This window comes from Lederbergia citrea (genome assembly GCF_018343525.1).
In the GTDB taxonomy this organism is placed as follows: domain Bacteria; phylum Bacillota; class Bacilli; order Bacillales; family Bacillaceae_C; genus Lederbergia; species Lederbergia citrea.
Genome location: NZ_JAGYPH010000002.1, coordinates 75,573 through 91,720 on the forward strand (window position 1 = coordinate 75,573; position 16,148 = coordinate 91,720).

Sequence of the window (16,148 nt, forward strand, 5' to 3'; positions counted from 1 at the left end):
TGAATACGAATGAAAGTGGTATAAAGTTTCAATAGAAAAGAGTTTTTTCCTCTCCAAATGATCACGTTAATTAAGTATTGAATGATTATTATGTTCATAGAATAGCTTTTACAGGTTAACTAACCCTAACATCAATGGAGTTAGGGTTAGTTATTGTAACCCTGTAATATGCCTTTTTAATAGCGAGAGAAAAACGATTGCCGGAGAACCTTCCCCCTGTTTTTATTAATGTTCGTCTAACTGGAGTATAGATCGGATTAAAACTTCAAAATCTTCTTCATTTGGCATATGTGCTGAGTTTTCCAGAACGATAAATTTCTTCTTCGGTGCTTCAATCCGATCCAAGTAACCTTTTGCCAAATCAAAGTTTGCCACCTTATCGTGTTTTCCCTGAATGATATAAACTGGTGTCTTAAAAATTGTCAATTCATTAAAGTCCGTATTAATAATTTCCTTTTGCAATTCCTTGCTTTCTATTAAGCTAAAAGTTGCCCCTGAAAAAAAGCCTGCATAAATATCTTTCAAACTGTAGTCGGGAGAAACAAGCGATCTTCCTGCTAGCTTAATAAGATTTGCACCTTTCGTATTTTCATCCTTATAGTTAAATCCATAATATTTATTAACCATGTCGCTATATTGCGATTCTAGTTCCCCATAATAGGGTGGCTCCCCAAACGATTCTATTTGGTCTAGAACATCCTTATCGTCTTTCGCCATTTCCTTCAGCCATTGCTTCCCTAGAACCTGACCTTCTTTAATATTTACTATTTGATCCACTCCAATGTAACCATAAAATTTGTCCGGATATCGGTTGGCTAACTGTAATCCGATAATACTACCCCAGGACATTCCAACCAAGTAGACCTTGTCCTGATTGAATTCCTCACGGACAAAATCAATTACCTCATTCGCATCGGAGAGGAATTGTTCAACATTCATTGTCTTCATATCCATATTTTTATAAAAACTTTTCCCTGAACCTCTTTGGTCAAAATAGACAGCATTAAATTTTTCAGTAATGACAGGAAATTGATTTCGTGAACTTACCCCAAATGGAAATGGCTGCCCTGGACCTCCATGTAAAAAAATTATGAATGGATTCTCTTTACTTTGTCCGTCTACTAAAATATATTGAGATATTCCACCAATGGTTAATTCCCTAACTTCACTGATCCCTCCATTTTGAATAGTCCTTTTAGATTCCCTATTAATCTGATATTGCTTAAATTCCCTGAGAAGCAGTAATAATAAAATAATGCTGACCAATGCTATTACAACATATAAACCGATCCCCATGAAAAATTTCATAATTCCCCCCCTTTTTTTTTATCTTAAGTTTCTAAATACTAATATTCCAGTTTATTTTCAAAATTCAAACGAATTTTTTATTAGAAGAACTTCGCCCCGTAGCTTTTTTAGCAGTTTAAACTCCATTTTATTCTTCAACTGTCGTGTTTCTGTTAGCTGCGAAATGAAATTGAGAAGCTAAACAAAAGGTCCTCTTTTTTCCACATCCTTTTTTTCCGGATAAGATGCATCATAAAATTAAATTTAAAGTTATAAAAAAGATGATGTATATAGCTTGTATGACTAATAACCTATTATTTCGACTTATTAACATATTAATAGACGGTATTCGGGATATTATTTGGATTAACTAATACGAATGGATTATATTTTTGAGAAAATACTACAAGCACGTGTCCTATCAGGGGTGTTTTTGTCTAAAAGTTACCAATATTCACTATTTTAGTTTGGTAGTTATTTCTATACAATTATACTTACGAAATTAATTTATTGGAAAAGGAGGTTCCTAATTTTGTAGCTAGTTTAGTAGTTAACTAGTAACTTCAGTTCGGGAAAAAAATCTTTCTTTGAAGGGAAAGTGGGAAATCAATGATGAAGAGGGCTCACCGTGACAGTGTTGTGGATGCTCCTAGTGCAAATAACAAGCTTCAGGAGTTGGCTTAATGCTTGAGCTTGCACGTATATATCGTGCTTACATACCGATTAAAGAGATCCGCTTCATTGCATTTGGTTCAGAGGAAGGGGGCAATCAACTAGAATGATACAGATTCTAGGATAGAGTTGAACTTTGATGGTTATATAGGAGGCCATACTCTTCAAACAGTCCAAGTGAAAATTAGAATAGGGAACGTAAGTCCAAACTATTTAAGCCAAATATTTAAAAGAGAGACTAATAGGTAAAAAAGTAGGATTTAGTGTTAGATTCAAGAAGTATAAAGATATGTTAAAAGAAAGGACAAAAAAAATCATGAAAAAGATGAAAAGGTTATTATTTATTTGTTTGGTGGTTGGTCTTCTGGCAGCGGCTTTTACGATGCAGGCCTTGGCTAACACCGATGATACCGCTCTGCAGACGGTCATAGAGAAGTTCGAGTCGCTTGATGAGAATGTTTATACCCCAGCCACATATCGACTGGCCAAAATGGAATACGATAAAGTAAAGGATCTAATTGACGATCCAAAAGCCACGCCGAACGAACTCAACGATGCAATAAATGCTTTAAACAAACGTATCGTAGCACTGAGAGTCCGAAACGGTTCTGAGCCACTGTGGAAAACTTATGAGGACTACTTTGAAATAGGCAATATTTATAGTGGAGCTGGCAACTTAGATCCGAGTAATACTCGCGGCTTGTTGACATCTACCCACTTCAACTCACTCACGGCAGAAAATCACATGAAGCCCGACAACCTTTCCACTGGAGGCGCCGGACAGCCGGGTACTTTTAGAATTTTCGAGGGGTCGAACCACGTCTCCGACCAACTGGTTAAACAAGCACAAGAAAACGGCATAACGGTGCACGGACACGTGCTGGTGTGGCACGGCCAGTCTCCCGGCTGGCTCAACGGAGGTACTAGTGGCAACTACACAAGATTACAGGCCAGAGAAAACATGGAGCACTATATCAAAACCGTAGTCAAGCACTTCGACACCTATTATCCCGGTGTAGTTACAAGTTGGGACGTCGTCAACGAGGCGTTCATCGATGGAGTGTCACGCATTCCTGAAGGCGCCAATTGGAAAGATTATCTTCGCCAAGGAAACCAGAGCGGCTGGTATAAGGCCTACAGCAACAGCATGTTAGAAGGCGAAGATCCGAGCGACTTCATCTATGATGCATTCGTGTTTGCCCGCAAAAATACTGACGCCAAGTTATTCTACAATGACTTTAATATGTATCAGGATGGCAAATCGAAGCTGGTCGCGATGATGGCTAAAGAACTCAACAAGCGGTACAAAAATGAGTATCCAGAAGATCCTCGTCAGTTAATCGAGGGTGTGGGTATGCAGTCCCACAACTACATTATGGATACCCCGCCTTCCAGCGTGGAAAACGGAATCCTTAATCTCCTGTCCGCTGGAGTCGATCTTATCATTAGTGAGCTTGATCTGTTCTGCTGGTTTCCGTGGAACGCCGAGCCAACTGGTGGCTCAACTAGTGGTTACATGGATTTGAGAGACCGTGGGATTGAACATATAATCGGTTCGACAGGCACAGAGGAACAGAGAAATTACTGGATTAATCGTGGTATAACCAACGGCTCCGAGATTGAAGTAATACAGGCGGAGGTTTACGCCGAATACTTCCAAGTCTATAAGAATTACGCAGCTAGTATCGACCGCGTTACATTCTGGGGTCTTAACGACATTCAAAGTTGGAGAGGAGGTCACAATCCGCTAATGTGGAACAGTGATTTCTCCCCGAAGGACGCTTTCTACGCTGTGTCCGATCCTGAGGGCTACCTGGGCGTTGACCATAATTATGTTAAACCAGTTCCAGCCTCCAAAGTTGCTGGAATCATTCTTGACTACAATGATATTAAGCCCGCTTATCGAGATGGAAGAAATGGCGGAAATTTTATCAGTGATGTTGCCAAGTTGATGGGTCCTAAGACATATTTTAATAACGAGCCGCCTTCCATCAAGAAAGGAGAATTGGATTTATCCAATCGAGCCTACAGGAGAGCAGTATTTGATTTTCTTAAATCTCATCCAGGGATGGAAGATAAGATTATAACCATGCCTCCGGACACATTCTTTATTAATAGTAAGAAATAATCCTCAAGTAGTTATACTACAAAATTTATTATAATAAGATTTTAGCGAGATAAAGCAGTCCCTTGGAGTTTTCTCTAGGGGGCTGCTTTATCCATTTGAAGGATGTGTTTTTTCAAAAAAGACTTTTCATTATTTTACTTTCCTAATAGCACTATTCTATTGTTTTCTCGATAGTAAAAACCACAAACCAATTTGTAAAGAATGATCTGTGGTTTACGATTTTAATTCAATTGCTTTTTTGATTGCCAACTTGGCTAACAAAAAAGTTGGATCGACCAGCTTTATATCTGTATCAAAGTACGGAAAAAGAAGAGGGATCTCAGTACAACCGCCGATAATCCTTGAAATACCTTCTAATTGATATGTTTCTATCATTTGATTTAATTCCTCTATATATGAGTTTGTATGAATTTCTCCTGTTTTCACATCATTAATTGCAAGGGTTACTAACTTTTGTTCCTCTTCATTCGGTAAAACAATTTTATAAGTGCTGCCTTTAAATGCATTTTGATATAATTGATGCTGAATGGTTGATTCAGTAGCAAAAAGGAGTATTTTTTCACTTACATTTGAATTACACTCCAATAAATGTTGAACTGTATTTTCAATCATACTATAAAAAGGTATGGTAACATTTCTTCTAAGTTCATCTATCCAGATATGGGCTGAATTACAGGCAATAATTATAAAATCAGCGCCAGCACGCTTTAAAACAAAAGCTGATCGAATTAATTCTTGTAACGGACTTTTGGCTCCTTTGTTGAAAGCTTCCATTCTAGAAGGAATTTTTGGATTATTATAAATGATGATTTGGTGGTGATCCTGTTCAATTTTGGCAGGTGTATTGGAAACTATTTTTTGAAATAAATCTATCGTTGCAAACGGGCCCATTCCACCAAGAATTCCAATCGTCTTCACCATATTATTGAGAATCCCTATTGCCCGGAAACCCGGCCATATATTTTGCATAAAGCATACTTGAGTTTTTGATTTTAGAAATCGTATCATAGTCGCCAACATGTGAAAAAATATGATCATTCGGGGCATGGTTGTTTATTTCAATTAGCCAAATGTGATGATGGCGGTCAATACCGATATCAATCCCGTATTTATAGATGCTCTCATATTTATCCAGCTCTTTAGCAGCTTTAATCGCAATTTCAGACATTTTTTGGCGATAACTTAGCATCTCGGCATTAGTTAGATTAAAAGATGATAAAAGTAATGTTTCTCCTCGTTCTACTTTTCCTCCACTTGAACGGTTGCTAACAACACTACCTTCCACACCTCTTCTTCCTACCATACCAACATCTTCCCATTGTCCATTCTCGTTTTTTATAAGAACAATTCGATAATCAATGAGATGGTTTTTTTCAATTTCTAAATCAATTTCTTGCTGTATAACATACTTCTCACTTTTAAATTTAGCTCTAACATAATTAAGCAGCTCGTTTTCAGAGAAAAAATCGATTGTCTTATTTTCTTTATCGCTTCGAAATTTAACACAAAATATATTTGGCTTTGCTATAAACTTTTCTACACCCATTCCCTTTAATCCTGATAATGGCTTTACATAAATGGTTCGAAAGTTTTTCAAATAATGTAGGATATCTTCTGGCTTTTTATATAAGTATGTTTTGGGTAGATGGGGGATCAAATCTTTATTTAAACTAAGCAATTGATACATTTTCCATTTATTAATATAAGCTGAATTGAAAAAACGTGAACCATAAAGGTTTTTTAAATCATTTTGTCTTTTTGTGGACAAGAGCATTCGCTTTATGATGACTGTAGGAAAAGGGAAAGTTCTTTTTTCCCATCTTCTTGAAGTTGGATTGTAAATAGGACCATTTATCTTTGCATTTTTTTCATCCATACCTTCCAGCGAAAATGCTGCTATAACTCCCCTCACTAACGGATATTGTCGAATGATAAACTTAAGATATTTTACTTTTTCTCTAAGTTCAGATTGGTAGTTCGCTATTAACAGTCCAATAAATGGCCCTATGATGATTCGATTTTTTTCAATGGCTAGTTCGTATTCAGCTTCTAAAGGAAGCCGTAATTTGTCTATAACCGTCTTGGATAACCCGATTTCATTTTCTTTTAACGTATTTAACTGTTTGCAAGCAACCTTCATTTTTTGAAAACCGAAGTGAATAGTCGTTGTTTTGTCTATTAATTTACTTTGATTAGGAAGGACAAAAAGACAATGACTTTGACTATTTATGGCTACTACTTTAATAACATTTCTCAAACGTTCACCCCCTACATTGCTATTGTTCATAATATGTTTAAACAAAAAGATATGTATAAACGATTTCCCCTTAGCTTAATCCCAATTGTCGAAAGTCGACTCCGACACTTTCTATAAAAGTTGGGTAAATAGTAGAAATATGCATTTAAATAGGACAATCACAGTGCCACTTTGCTAATTAGAGCAATATATTTAAGTAGTCCAATTGAAGGGGGGAATAATGAATGGGTGTTCTTTGTTCCTGCTGAGTCCTTATCAGTGCTGTCTAGGAGAATAACAATGTCAAAGGTGACTACTTAACTTACTTGGCTAATGTTTGAAGAAAACAATTCAGAAATAAATATAATCAACTTTGACATCGGGATTACACCGGGAGATATCTGGAATATTGAAGACAATTATATCCCCGATCTTACTGTTTTTAATGAATAAACTGAAATGAGGTGAATTTAATGAACGAGGATTTTGGAAAATGGACTCAAAATTTACTTTTGAAACAAAATCGCTTAATAGCAAAAAGAATTCCAAAAACGAAAAAATATAGTATTGAAAACCTATCAGATTTCCTCAGCCGCTTTGACAACGTCTATGTTAAACACGAAACATCAGGACAAGGGAGAGGGGTTTTCAAAGCTTACGTAGGAAAAGATGGAAGCTATTGTTTTAATGGCTTTTCAATCTCAGGAAAGCCAATCAAGCAATGTGTTAATACGATTAAGGATTTTCACCGAATCTTGCGCCCGTATGAGAAATTAGGGAGGTTAGGGAAATATATTATTCAGGAAGGCATCCAAAGTGTTACTCGTCATGGACTGCCGTTTGGCATTCGGGTTCATGTACAAAAACATAAAGGAGAATGGCTAATTAGTGGAATGAATGCAAAGATTGGAACGCCAGCAACAATCGATAGTGGTATTCTTAATTTCTCAAGAAGTGCTAAAGTCATATCGATTGATGAGCTTTTGTCGATACATTTAAAACTGGATGATAGAAAGAAGGAACAAGTAATTGATGATTTAGAGAACCTTACTATCTCAGCAGCTAAAATTATGGACTTACATTTTCCTGATAAGGAATATGGCATTGACTTTGGCATAAATCCACAAGGAAACCCCATCTTATATGAAGTGAATAGAAATCCAGGAGTCGCAGCATTTGCCGAGATTGAAAATAAAGTCCTCTTGAAACGAATTATGAAAATTCGAAGATTAGAAAAGAAGGGGTGATTTGCTTTTTATTAATGGAAGCTGTAAAAACCATGTAAAAGCATCAATTGGAACAGCTTTAACAAGTTTAGTCGATAGTTATGGTCATGCCTTTATTGATGGTCAGCTTATTCCTCATTCTACAATGAAAAAGATAAATTCGAATATTGTGCTTGGAAAAAAGGCGACTAAAATGGTGTCCTTTTTCGCCTATAAACCTCATTTAGATGCGTTACGGTGAACCGTGTCACAAATAGATGCGGTTTATTGGTGAATGATTTTCCCTGTAAGGCTTATTGAATATTTTTATTGAAGGGGTTTGATTATTTGGCGTTTATCAAAGGAATAGAATTAAGTAGGAGATTTTATTATGAAATTATTGAACAAGTAATATCGAGCAACTTTCCTAAATTGCAGTACACATCAGCACTGATTGGTCCTGGAAGCGAGGTACTTGGTTTTGATACCGAAATGTCAACGGATCACGATTGGGGTCCGCGTTTGTTTTTATTTCTTCAGAAAAATGATATGAATCTTGTAAATGATATTTATCAGGTGTTACAAAAAAATATACCGGTTCAATTTTACGGATATACTGTAGATTTGAAACAAACTGTGATTACTTCGTTAGAACAGTTTATTAAACGAAGCCTCGCTATAGATATACACAAGGATATCCAATTAATTGATTGGCTTACATTTCCATCACAAGTTTTAGCAGAAATTGTGGGTGGTGAGGTTTTCCGTGATGATACAGGACAACTGACTAAACTCCGCAAACAGTTGAATTACTATCCTTATGACATATGGTTATTTCAAATGGCGTCCACCTGGAACAGGATTGGACAAGAAGAACATTTGGTACTTCGATCTGGATATATGGGGGATGAACTTGGTTCTTCCATAATCGGATCAAGAATTGTCAGGGATATCATGAATCTGTGTTTCCTGATGGAACGACAATATGCACCATATCCTAAATGGTTTGGAACGGCATTTAAGGGATTGAAATGCGCAGATGAATTGTTACCAATGTTGACGAATGCTCAATCGGCAAGAACATGGAGAGAGCGTGAAGACGCATTATGTAAGGTGTATGAGTTCATTGCAAGTAAACATAATCAGTTGGGTATTACTGAAAATATGACTAATCAGGTTACCTTTTTCTATGATCGCCCGTTTAAAGTCATTCAAGGGGGAATGTTTGCAGATGTAATCGCAAGAAAAATCACGGATTCGGCGATTCGGAAGTTGTCCCAAAAACGATTAATTGGAGCAATCGATCAAGTTACTGATAATACTGATTTTCGATCTATCAATCAGTGGTGCACTGATGAACATTCTACAGAAAGAAACATAGTGAGGTTACTGTATAACAAAATACTAGAATAGATTCATTTCTGTGAAGCAACTATAAAACGGCAAGTATTAACGGCGTGGTGAACCTTATCATAAGCGGTTTTTTCCTATTGAGAACGATGCCCAATTTTCTATGGAAGCGCAAAAAACTGGTCATTATTATCACAGGAGGATAAATAATCAGTTCGTTGATCCTGTCCTCTTCCGTAAAAAGTATACATATTTAGAAGAGATAAGGACTTAACGCGATTATTTATTTGTTCTGATATAATAGTTAATATCTCATTACATATGAGTTTTCAAATTACGATGCCATGAAATAGTAAATACAAAGGAGGAAATAATGGATTTTATTAAAAATTTGCTTTTAGAGTTTGGATTGAATCCTACCTTAGCTAGGCATCTTTCTACTATTATTATGATTCTATTTATTGCGCTGATCTGTTTCGTAGCGAATTTTATCACAAAAAAGATAGTAATTAGAGTCATTACTCATATCGTGACAAAAAACAAATTACACTGGGGTAACATTCTTTTGGAAAGAAAGGTCTTTCGTAAGTTATCTCATATTGTTCCTGCAATTATTATTTATTACTTTTCTTCAACCTTTCTAACCTATCAAGAATTGATAGAAAAGGGTGCGATGGCCTATTTAATTATTGTAATATTAACGGTTGTTAATAGCTTATTAAATGCCATCACTGATATTTATCAAACATTTGACATATCTAAAGTTAGGCCTATTAAAGGATATGTACAGGTTGTTAAAATTATTGTCATAACGCTAGGGGGCATCTTGGTTATCGCGAACTTAATGGGGGAGAGTCCGCTTATTCTTCTAAGTGGGATTGGTGCTCTCTCAGCGGTATTGATGTTGGTATTTAAAGATTCCTTATTAGGACTCGTTGCTGGGATTCAGTTGACTTCCAATGATATGGTGCGAGTTGGTGATTGGATTGAGATGCCTAAATATGGGGCAGATGGTGACGTTATAGATATCTCTTTAAATACAGTTATGGTGCAAAATTGGGATAAAACGATTACGATGGTTCCAAGCTATGCTATGATATCCGATTCTTTTATTAATTGGAGAGGGATGCAAAGCTCTGGAGGACGACGAATTAAACGGTCCTTATTTATCGATACAAATAGTATTTCATTTTGTACCGAGGAGATGATTGAGAAATTTAAAAATATCCATTATCTTTCGGACTATATCATCAATAGAGAACGTGAAATTGCGGAATATAATAGGAATAACGAATTTAACCGCAGTAACCCAGTAAATGGTAGGGCTCTTACGAATCTAGGGGTATTTAGAGCATATATTAGCAAATACCTGCAAAATCATCCTGGAATCAATCAGGAAATGACCTTAATGGTTAGACTGTTAGCGCCCAGCGAAAACGGGGTGCCAATAGAAATATATGCTTTTACAAATGATGTAAGATGGGTAGTGTATGAATCGGTTCAAGGTGATATCTTTGACCATCTTTTTGCCATAGCACCAGAGTTTGGACTTAGAATATTCCAAAATCCATCTGGTAATGATTTGAAAACCCTTGTTAATGAATCAACAAGAGATGTAATGGTGATGGAAAGGGAATGATAACAACCTTGTTATCATTGGATAAGATAAAGTTATGAAGAAAAACCTGCAGATCCAAAAGGCAATAAATAAGTTATTTTAGCCTCTCCTAAATGATCACGGAGTAATTTAACATATTCAGGTTATTATAATACAGCTATTGTTGTTATTTAAACCAATATCTAAATAGCAGCAATACCATACACCTATAATAGCTATAGTGATAACGGAGGGAAATAACATGGTTAAAGACTCAGAAGCACACAAAGTAAATACAAATGGTGAAGGTAAACGACCACCTGAACAACAAAAGAAAAAAGGTAAATCTAATGCCCGTGGCGGAAGAAATTAAAGCCATCAGGTTAAGAGTTTAATTAAACACTCACGAATGTTGGAATATCAACGTTTGTGGGTGTTTTTTTTTGAATGCTATATCGTAAATTGCTTGATGGCTTCGTCCCAAATTAAATGTGAAACGACCACTTACTGTCATTTATTTACGATAAAATTCTCTTGTTGGTTTTTAGGAAGTTTTTACTTCTATTTTGCATTTTTTTAAAAAGGTGTATAGGTAAATGATTTTGATGTAATTGGTTTTATCGATATAGTCCCTGCCTAATCCTTTTTTTATTTTATTTCCGATACCCTTGGCTAAAATCAGAACATAAATGTCTGAACTATATTGAAAACACTTTGTCCACTTTTCTAAAATGAAAAACCTCGTTTAGATGCATTAAGGGGAACCGTAACATAAGTAAAGGAGTTTTTTAGCCAAATGCCTCTCCTTAGGTTGGGGAGGCTATAACATAATACGTTTTCTTAACGGAAATAGAAATGATAAGAATGATATTACGGAATATTAAGAAATTAGATTGACAAATAAAAGTATTCTATTAAGCTTAAAATAGTTCTATCCTCAAATTCTTCTCTAAATTTCCTTTGTATATTAGCTACTCCGAAATTTTTTCTTTGTCTTTTACTTTCTCCAATAGAAGCCACATTAAATCTCTTTTTTTACTCACATTAACACTCATTAATTTTAAAAATCTGTCCGAAGTTCAAATGAATAAATAATAGAGATGATTCATTCGTGGCATCGAATATGTATGCAAAATTTGATAGTAAAAGAAATTGAGGAAAGAACGTTTTCCAAATTAGTTAAGGGTTGTCTACTAAATTTTGTTTAAATGAGTATATAAAGGGTGCTGCAAAAGACATGACCATTGGATAGGAGAGGGATGCTATGGGATTTGAAGAAGAATACCAGGCTTTTTTGAATGCTCACTCGCAGGCAAGAACCGGTGAGCGGTTACGGCGCTTACAAGAGGGTCATAATCAGGCTGAAATGTTATTTTTGAAGCAAGTGTGGTGGCCTTTATTTTACCATTTCAAGTATCTTCATCCAGAATATGAAGTCGATGATTTCAAGGATGGCAAAAGGTATTTGGATTTTGCTTATATTCGTCCTGCCATCCGAATTTGCCTTGAGGTCGACGGGTATGGCCCTCACTTAAAGAACATAAGCAGATGGCAGTTTTCCGACAACCTGGAACGTCAAAATCAGTTGGTGATTGACGGTTGGACTGTGATTCGCTTTTCTTATGACCAGGTGAAAGAGAAGCCTCGTCGATGCCAACAGATTGTTCAGCAAGTGATTGGCCAATGGCTGGGTGATGAACTGGACCAGACCTCTCTGTCCTTTATCGAAAAGGAAGTCCTTCGGCTAGCGATTCGAAAAGGAGAAGCCATACCCCCTAAAGAAGTCGAGAAGTATTTGAAGTTAAGTGACAAGACAGTAAAAAAAGTACTTTCTCAACTAGTCGATAAAAAGATGTTGATTCCCGCATCTGGGATCAAAAGAGTCCGCTCTTATCGGTTGGGGGATCAGGTTAAGGTTCCGATCAGATAAATAGTCGGAAAAAATTCGCTTAATTAGTAATTAATATTTAAAATAGCTTAAATAGACGGAGAGATTCCTCCTATTGAATCGAAAAATGCAAAAATGGGGGATTTAGCTTTGAATAATTGGAAAACCTCCCCTTATTTACCCCGAAATGAGCTACATTCTGCATATAACCGAAAAGTTTCCGCTTATTTTACTATCGCCGGTTACTTAATTATGGACAAGAATTCTTATTGAAAAGGAAGTGAGATGAAGACGGGTCTTGTCTTTTTTATCTCAAAAAAATCCAAGAGAACCTCATTTAGATGCGTCACGGAGAACCGTATCATAAGTAATTGAGGTTCCCTAACCAACAAAGCCTATCCAAGACAAAAAAGTTTTGGATAGGCTTTTCTTAATAAGAATAATTTGTTTATGCTTAAATGGGAATATATTTGTGGAACGGTATGGCTGGAGCACAACAACTATCAAAAAAATAAAAGCAAAGTAATCTATAATTATATTCAGGAGTGAGGCAAATGAATGATTATATACAGTTGATGATTGATTGGATTGAAGAAAATTTAACAAATGAATTTTCGCTGGAGGGCTTAGCTGGTTATATGGGATATTCCCCTTATTATTGTTCTTTTAAATTTCATCAGGCAACAGGTATAAGCATTAGACGCTATATCCTTCTTAGAAGGTTGTATTTATCTACGGAAGATTTAGCAAATAATCGGAAGATCATCGATATTGCCTTTGATTATAATTATTCATCGCAAGAAGCCTATAGTAGAACTTTTAAAACAGTTTTTGGTATTAGTCCAAAAGAATTTCAACTCAATCAAATGCCTGTTCAATCATTTGCTAAGCTCACTATTCATCACGGGGAGGATGGTTGTAGAATGAATATCTCTAGAGAAACTGAGGTTGAACAATTAAAAAATAGGAAGAGAGAATTGTTTGACCATGATGTACTGAACATATTAAACGGTCAAGTGATGTATGAGGAATTTAAAGATAAAAAGCTTATGGGAGATTCTGATTATGTACCATTCAATGAAGCCATGTGTGTAAATGCGACTACCACATCTATTTTCGATCATGCGTTTATTCAAACGAGAGCGGCAGGACATAATGAATCCGAGGAAAATTACAGGAACAAGGTAATAAAGCCCTTAAATAATCTGTTTAAGAAAAACTATAACTATATTGTGTTATGGTTTGGGGAAGACATGTTTTGTCAGATGAATCTTCTGACTATTCTTGCTTATCTTGAACAGTCTCAGTATAAAGGTAGAGTTTTTTATAATAGCTTTAGAGAGGATGAATTTAAAGTAAACCAAACGGAGCTTACTTTAGGTAAATATTATTCTGTCTATGAAGAAGTATTGGTCAATCATATGAAACCAACAAATAAACTACTTCCAGTGATGTACCAGGCTATAGAGTTATTTCTAGAAATGCAGACAGAAAATAACGCCGTCATAAAATACATTTCAAAAAATAAGCATTTACCTACATCCGAATTGCTTAAGCGCTTATTTGAGGTTTTCCCAACAATAGGATATGGAGATTCACAATATTTAGAGCTGATTGATAAAATAAAATAAATGAAATACTAGATTGTTATTGGAAAGTCATCACATCTGCTCACATACTTTGTAGTAGAAACTTTCGTAGGGACGATCCTTTCAGTTATATTAGCAGGTATTTTCGTAGGATTTTTTTAAGAGAAGAGGAGATATGGTATGAAAGAGGTTCAAGAACGAATCGAAAGACATATAGATGCAATAAGCAAATTTACCGCTACACCTGGAAAAGGCACGACTCGTCTTACTTATAGTAAGGAAGATTTACAGGCAAGAAGTTATATAAAAGAAAAAATGAAGGAATACGGATTACAGGTTCAGGAAGATGGTTTTGGAAATATTTTTGGCAAGCTTGAAGGCACTTTAAAAGATGCGCCTAGTGTTCTAATTGGTTCTCATTTTGACTCTGTCCCAAATGGAGGAGCCTATGATGGCCCTGCAGGAGTAGTGGCAGCGCTTGAGGTGGCCGGTCTCTTTTACAAAAATCAATTAACACCGAAATATCCACTGGAAGTTATTGCTCTTGTAGAAGAAGAAGGGACAAGATTTGGCGGCGGATTAATGGGATCAAGAGGAATAGTAGGTTTACTTAGTGAGGAAGAATTTAAAAATCTAAAAGATAAAGAAGGAATCTCTACAGAAGAAGCGATGGAAAAAATCGGACTAAATTCCTCTCTTCCTAAAAAAAGAGATCCAAAAACGATAAAGGCATTTCTTGAAATGCATATTGAGCAAGGGCCAATTCTTGAGGAGAAAAATATTCCGATAGGCGTGGTGGAATCTATCGTAGGTATAACTCTATTAGAAGTGACAGTAACAGGTCAAGCTGGACATGCAGGTACAACTCCAATGGATCACAGATCGGATGCTTTAGTTACAGCTGCAAAGATAATTGCTCAATTGCCGGAGCTTGCAATAGGCGAGGAAGACGGAACGGTTATCACGACCGGACGACTCAATGTATTTCCAAACGGAGCCAATGTCATCCCAGAAAAAACGGTATTTACAGTCGATATTCGATCAGGCAAGGATGAAAATGTTTTGAATGTCATAGAGAAAGTAAAAGAATTAGTCATGTCATATAGTGAAAATGGAATTCATACAGCGGTTGAACAGCTTTTATATATCAAGCCAAAAGACATGAATCAAGATATTATTACTCTTTTAAAGAATAAGTGTGAAGTGTTAGAAATTCCGTATTGTTCTATTAACAGCGGCGCAGGTCATGATGCAATGGTTTTTTCCGACTTTACTGATGCTGCAATGCTTTTCATTCCAAGTAAAAATGGACTTAGCCATTGTCCGGAAGAGTGGTCAGATTCACGTCATATGGAATACGCTGTCAATATCCTATATGAAGTAATCAAGAGGTTGACGGAGGTAGAGTAGTTTGGGATCCATCCACGAATAAAAGAAGCCATACAGAAATATAGTGAAGAACTAACTGAATTACGTAGAGAGTTCATAGTGAACTCGGCTTTTATTTGTGAATATCTCAAAAAAACCTAGATTGCAGCAAAAGTTGCTTTTTCCTTTGTGATAGATACATCACGATGAACCATATCATAAGTAACGACTCTTTCACTGGTAACCTGCTTCGGCATTTGTTCTTGAAAATAATTCGCGATAAAGGTAGTTATTCTTCTTGTTTGTTCAAAAGTATAAATCGGTTCGATTGGTACAAATACTTGAAGCCCTGATGAACCTGATGTTCTTGGTACAGATAATAGACCGAGGGATTGAAGAAGATCCTTCAGTTTCAACGACACCTACTATGACTAAATTAAAGCTTGTATCATCGGGAGGATCTAAATCAAATACCATTTCCATAGGGAAATCGGGCTTATCATGGCGATCAAATGGAACGTGAAATTCAATCTCACTGTAGTTTGCTGCCCAAACCAGTGTAGCAATATCATTTAATAGCATTCGCTCTTTGTTTTTATAGAAATTCCGGCTGATCCATTCTGAGTGGGAGGAACTGGGGCAGCTAATCCATCAATTTTGAATGCTGTAAAGGATATGGAATACCATTTTAAAATGCTCGAAGCCTATCAAGCACATTGTTGATATGGTGAGTGGGAAGATGCCGATTTTGATGACATGGATAAGTTTTTCGGTTTTTAGGGAAAATGAATGAAAGTGTATCGCAAATAAACTGCATGATTGAAGAAA

At 36.1% G+C, this 16,148-nt stretch carries 13 protein-coding genes and 1 pseudogene; 9 read left to right on the forward strand and 5 right to left on the reverse strand.

Annotated features, from left to right (window positions below):
* Positions 1 to 225: 225 nt before the first annotated feature.
* Positions 226 to 1,308: an alpha/beta fold hydrolase gene (locus KHA88_RS09640; protein WP_213121784.1), complete on the reverse strand. Its 1,083-nt coding sequence runs from the start codon at positions 1,306 to 1,308 to the stop codon at positions 226 to 228.
* Positions 1,309 to 1,911: 603 nt separating this feature from the next.
* Here KHA88_RS09640 and KHA88_RS21440 point away from each other — a divergent pair.
* Both KHA88_RS21440 and KHA88_RS09645 read left to right on the forward strand, forming a co-directional pair.
* Positions 1,912 to 2,054 (forward strand): annotated as a pseudogene (locus KHA88_RS21440) (M28 family peptidase); the annotation flags it as partial.
* A 194-nt stretch (positions 2,055 to 2,248) separates the two neighbouring features.
* The gene (locus KHA88_RS09645) at positions 2,249 to 4,087 is read left to right on the forward strand and encodes an endo-1,4-beta-xylanase (RefSeq protein ID WP_213121785.1); all 1,839 of its coding nucleotides are present in this window, start codon (positions 2,249 to 2,251) and stop codon (positions 4,085 to 4,087) included.
* Between the two features lie 213 nt (positions 4,088 to 4,300).
* On the opposite strand, the gene cuyB is transcribed toward KHA88_RS09645, so the two are convergent.
* Positions 4,301 to 5,008, reverse strand: a complete 708-nt coding sequence (cuyB, locus tag KHA88_RS09650; protein ID WP_213121786.1) for a cysteate racemase — start codon at positions 5,006 to 5,008, stop codon at positions 4,301 to 4,303.
* Position 5,009: 1 nt separating this feature from the next.
* A complete protein-coding gene (locus tag KHA88_RS09655) occupies positions 5,010 to 6,344 on the reverse strand; it encodes a YheC/YheD family endospore coat-associated protein (RefSeq protein ID WP_213121787.1) in 1,335 nt (444 codons plus the stop codon).
* A 452-nt stretch (positions 6,345 to 6,796) separates the two neighbouring features.
* On the opposite strand from KHA88_RS09655, the gene KHA88_RS09660 reads away from it, so the two are divergent.
* The 7 genes from KHA88_RS09660 to KHA88_RS09690 all read left to right on the forward strand — a co-directional run bounded on the left by KHA88_RS09660 (position 6,797) and on the right by KHA88_RS09690 (position 15,362).
* Entirely contained in the window at positions 6,797 to 7,570 is a 774-nt protein-coding gene (locus KHA88_RS09660) for a YheC/YheD family protein (RefSeq protein ID WP_213121788.1), read from the forward strand.
* 1 nt (position 7,571) lies between these two features.
* On the forward strand, positions 7,572 to 7,790 hold the full coding sequence (locus tag KHA88_RS09665) for a hypothetical protein (RefSeq protein ID WP_213121789.1): 219 nt from the start codon (positions 7,572 to 7,574) through the stop codon (positions 7,788 to 7,790).
* 86 nt (positions 7,791 to 7,876) lie between these two features.
* Entirely contained in the window at positions 7,877 to 8,941 is a 1,065-nt protein-coding gene (locus KHA88_RS09670; RefSeq protein ID WP_213121790.1) for a DUF4037 domain-containing protein, read from the forward strand.
* A gap of 310 nt (positions 8,942 to 9,251) precedes the next feature.
* A complete protein-coding gene (locus tag KHA88_RS09675; protein WP_213121791.1) occupies positions 9,252 to 10,517 on the forward strand; it encodes a mechanosensitive ion channel family protein in 1,266 nt (421 codons plus the stop codon).
* A 1,222-nt stretch (positions 10,518 to 11,739) separates the two neighbouring features.
* Positions 11,740 to 12,405: a DNA-binding response regulator gene (locus KHA88_RS09680; protein ID WP_213098796.1), complete on the forward strand. Its 666-nt coding sequence runs from the start codon at positions 11,740 to 11,742 to the stop codon at positions 12,403 to 12,405.
* 512 nt (positions 12,406 to 12,917) lie between these two features.
* Positions 12,918 to 13,994 (forward strand): helix-turn-helix transcriptional regulator, encoded by a 1,077-nt coding sequence (locus tag KHA88_RS09685; RefSeq protein ID WP_213121792.1) that lies wholly within the window; start codon positions 12,918 to 12,920, stop codon positions 13,992 to 13,994.
* A 138-nt stretch (positions 13,995 to 14,132) separates the two neighbouring features.
* On the forward strand, positions 14,133 to 15,362 hold the full coding sequence (locus tag KHA88_RS09690; RefSeq protein WP_213098794.1) for a Zn-dependent hydrolase: 1,230 nt from the start codon (positions 14,133 to 14,135) through the stop codon (positions 15,360 to 15,362).
* A gap of 116 nt (positions 15,363 to 15,478) precedes the next feature.
* Here the strand turns inward: KHA88_RS09690 and ligD (KHA88_RS09695) are convergent, their stop codons facing one another.
* Both ligD (KHA88_RS09695) and ligD (KHA88_RS21445) read right to left on the reverse strand, forming a co-directional pair.
* On the reverse strand, positions 15,479 to 15,742 hold the full coding sequence (gene ligD, locus KHA88_RS09695; RefSeq protein WP_213121793.1) for a non-homologous end-joining DNA ligase LigD: 264 nt from the start codon (positions 15,740 to 15,742) through the stop codon (positions 15,479 to 15,481).
* Positions 15,627 to 15,968: a non-homologous end-joining DNA ligase LigD gene (gene ligD / locus KHA88_RS21445; protein ID WP_430413709.1), complete on the reverse strand. Its 342-nt coding sequence runs from the start codon at positions 15,966 to 15,968 to the stop codon at positions 15,627 to 15,629. Before ligD (KHA88_RS21445) ends, ligD (KHA88_RS09695) begins: the two co-directional genes overlap by 116 nt.
* Between the last annotated feature and the right edge of the window lie 180 nt (positions 15,969 to 16,148).

Excerpts from the sequence above, each read along its gene's own strand:
- KHA88_RS09675 (WP_213121791.1), top strand. The coding sequence starts at position 9,252 with ATGGATTTTATTAAAAATTTGCTTTTAGAGTTTGGATTGAATCCTACC.
- KHA88_RS09685 (WP_213121792.1), top strand. The coding sequence starts at position 12,918 with ATGAATGATTATATACAGTTGATGATTGATTGGATTGAAGAAAATTTA.
- KHA88_RS09645 (WP_213121785.1), top strand. The coding sequence starts at position 2,249 with ATGTTAAAAGAAAGGACAAAAAAAATCATGAAAAAGATGAAAAGGTTA.
- KHA88_RS09690 (WP_213098794.1), top strand. The coding sequence starts at position 14,133 with ATGAAAGAGGTTCAAGAACGAATCGAAAGACATATAGATGCAATAAGC.
- KHA88_RS09680 (WP_213098796.1), top strand. The coding sequence starts at position 11,740 with ATGGGATTTGAAGAAGAATACCAGGCTTTTTTGAATGCTCACTCGCAG.
- KHA88_RS09660 (WP_213121788.1), top strand. The coding sequence starts at position 6,797 with ATGAACGAGGATTTTGGAAAATGGACTCAAAATTTACTTTTGAAACAA.
- KHA88_RS09640 (WP_213121784.1), bottom strand. The coding sequence starts at position 1,308 with ATGAAATTTTTCATGGGGATCGGTTTATATGTTGTAATAGCATTGGTC.
- cuyB (WP_213121786.1), bottom strand. The coding sequence starts at position 5,008 with ATGGTGAAGACGATTGGAATTCTTGGTGGAATGGGCCCGTTTGCAACG.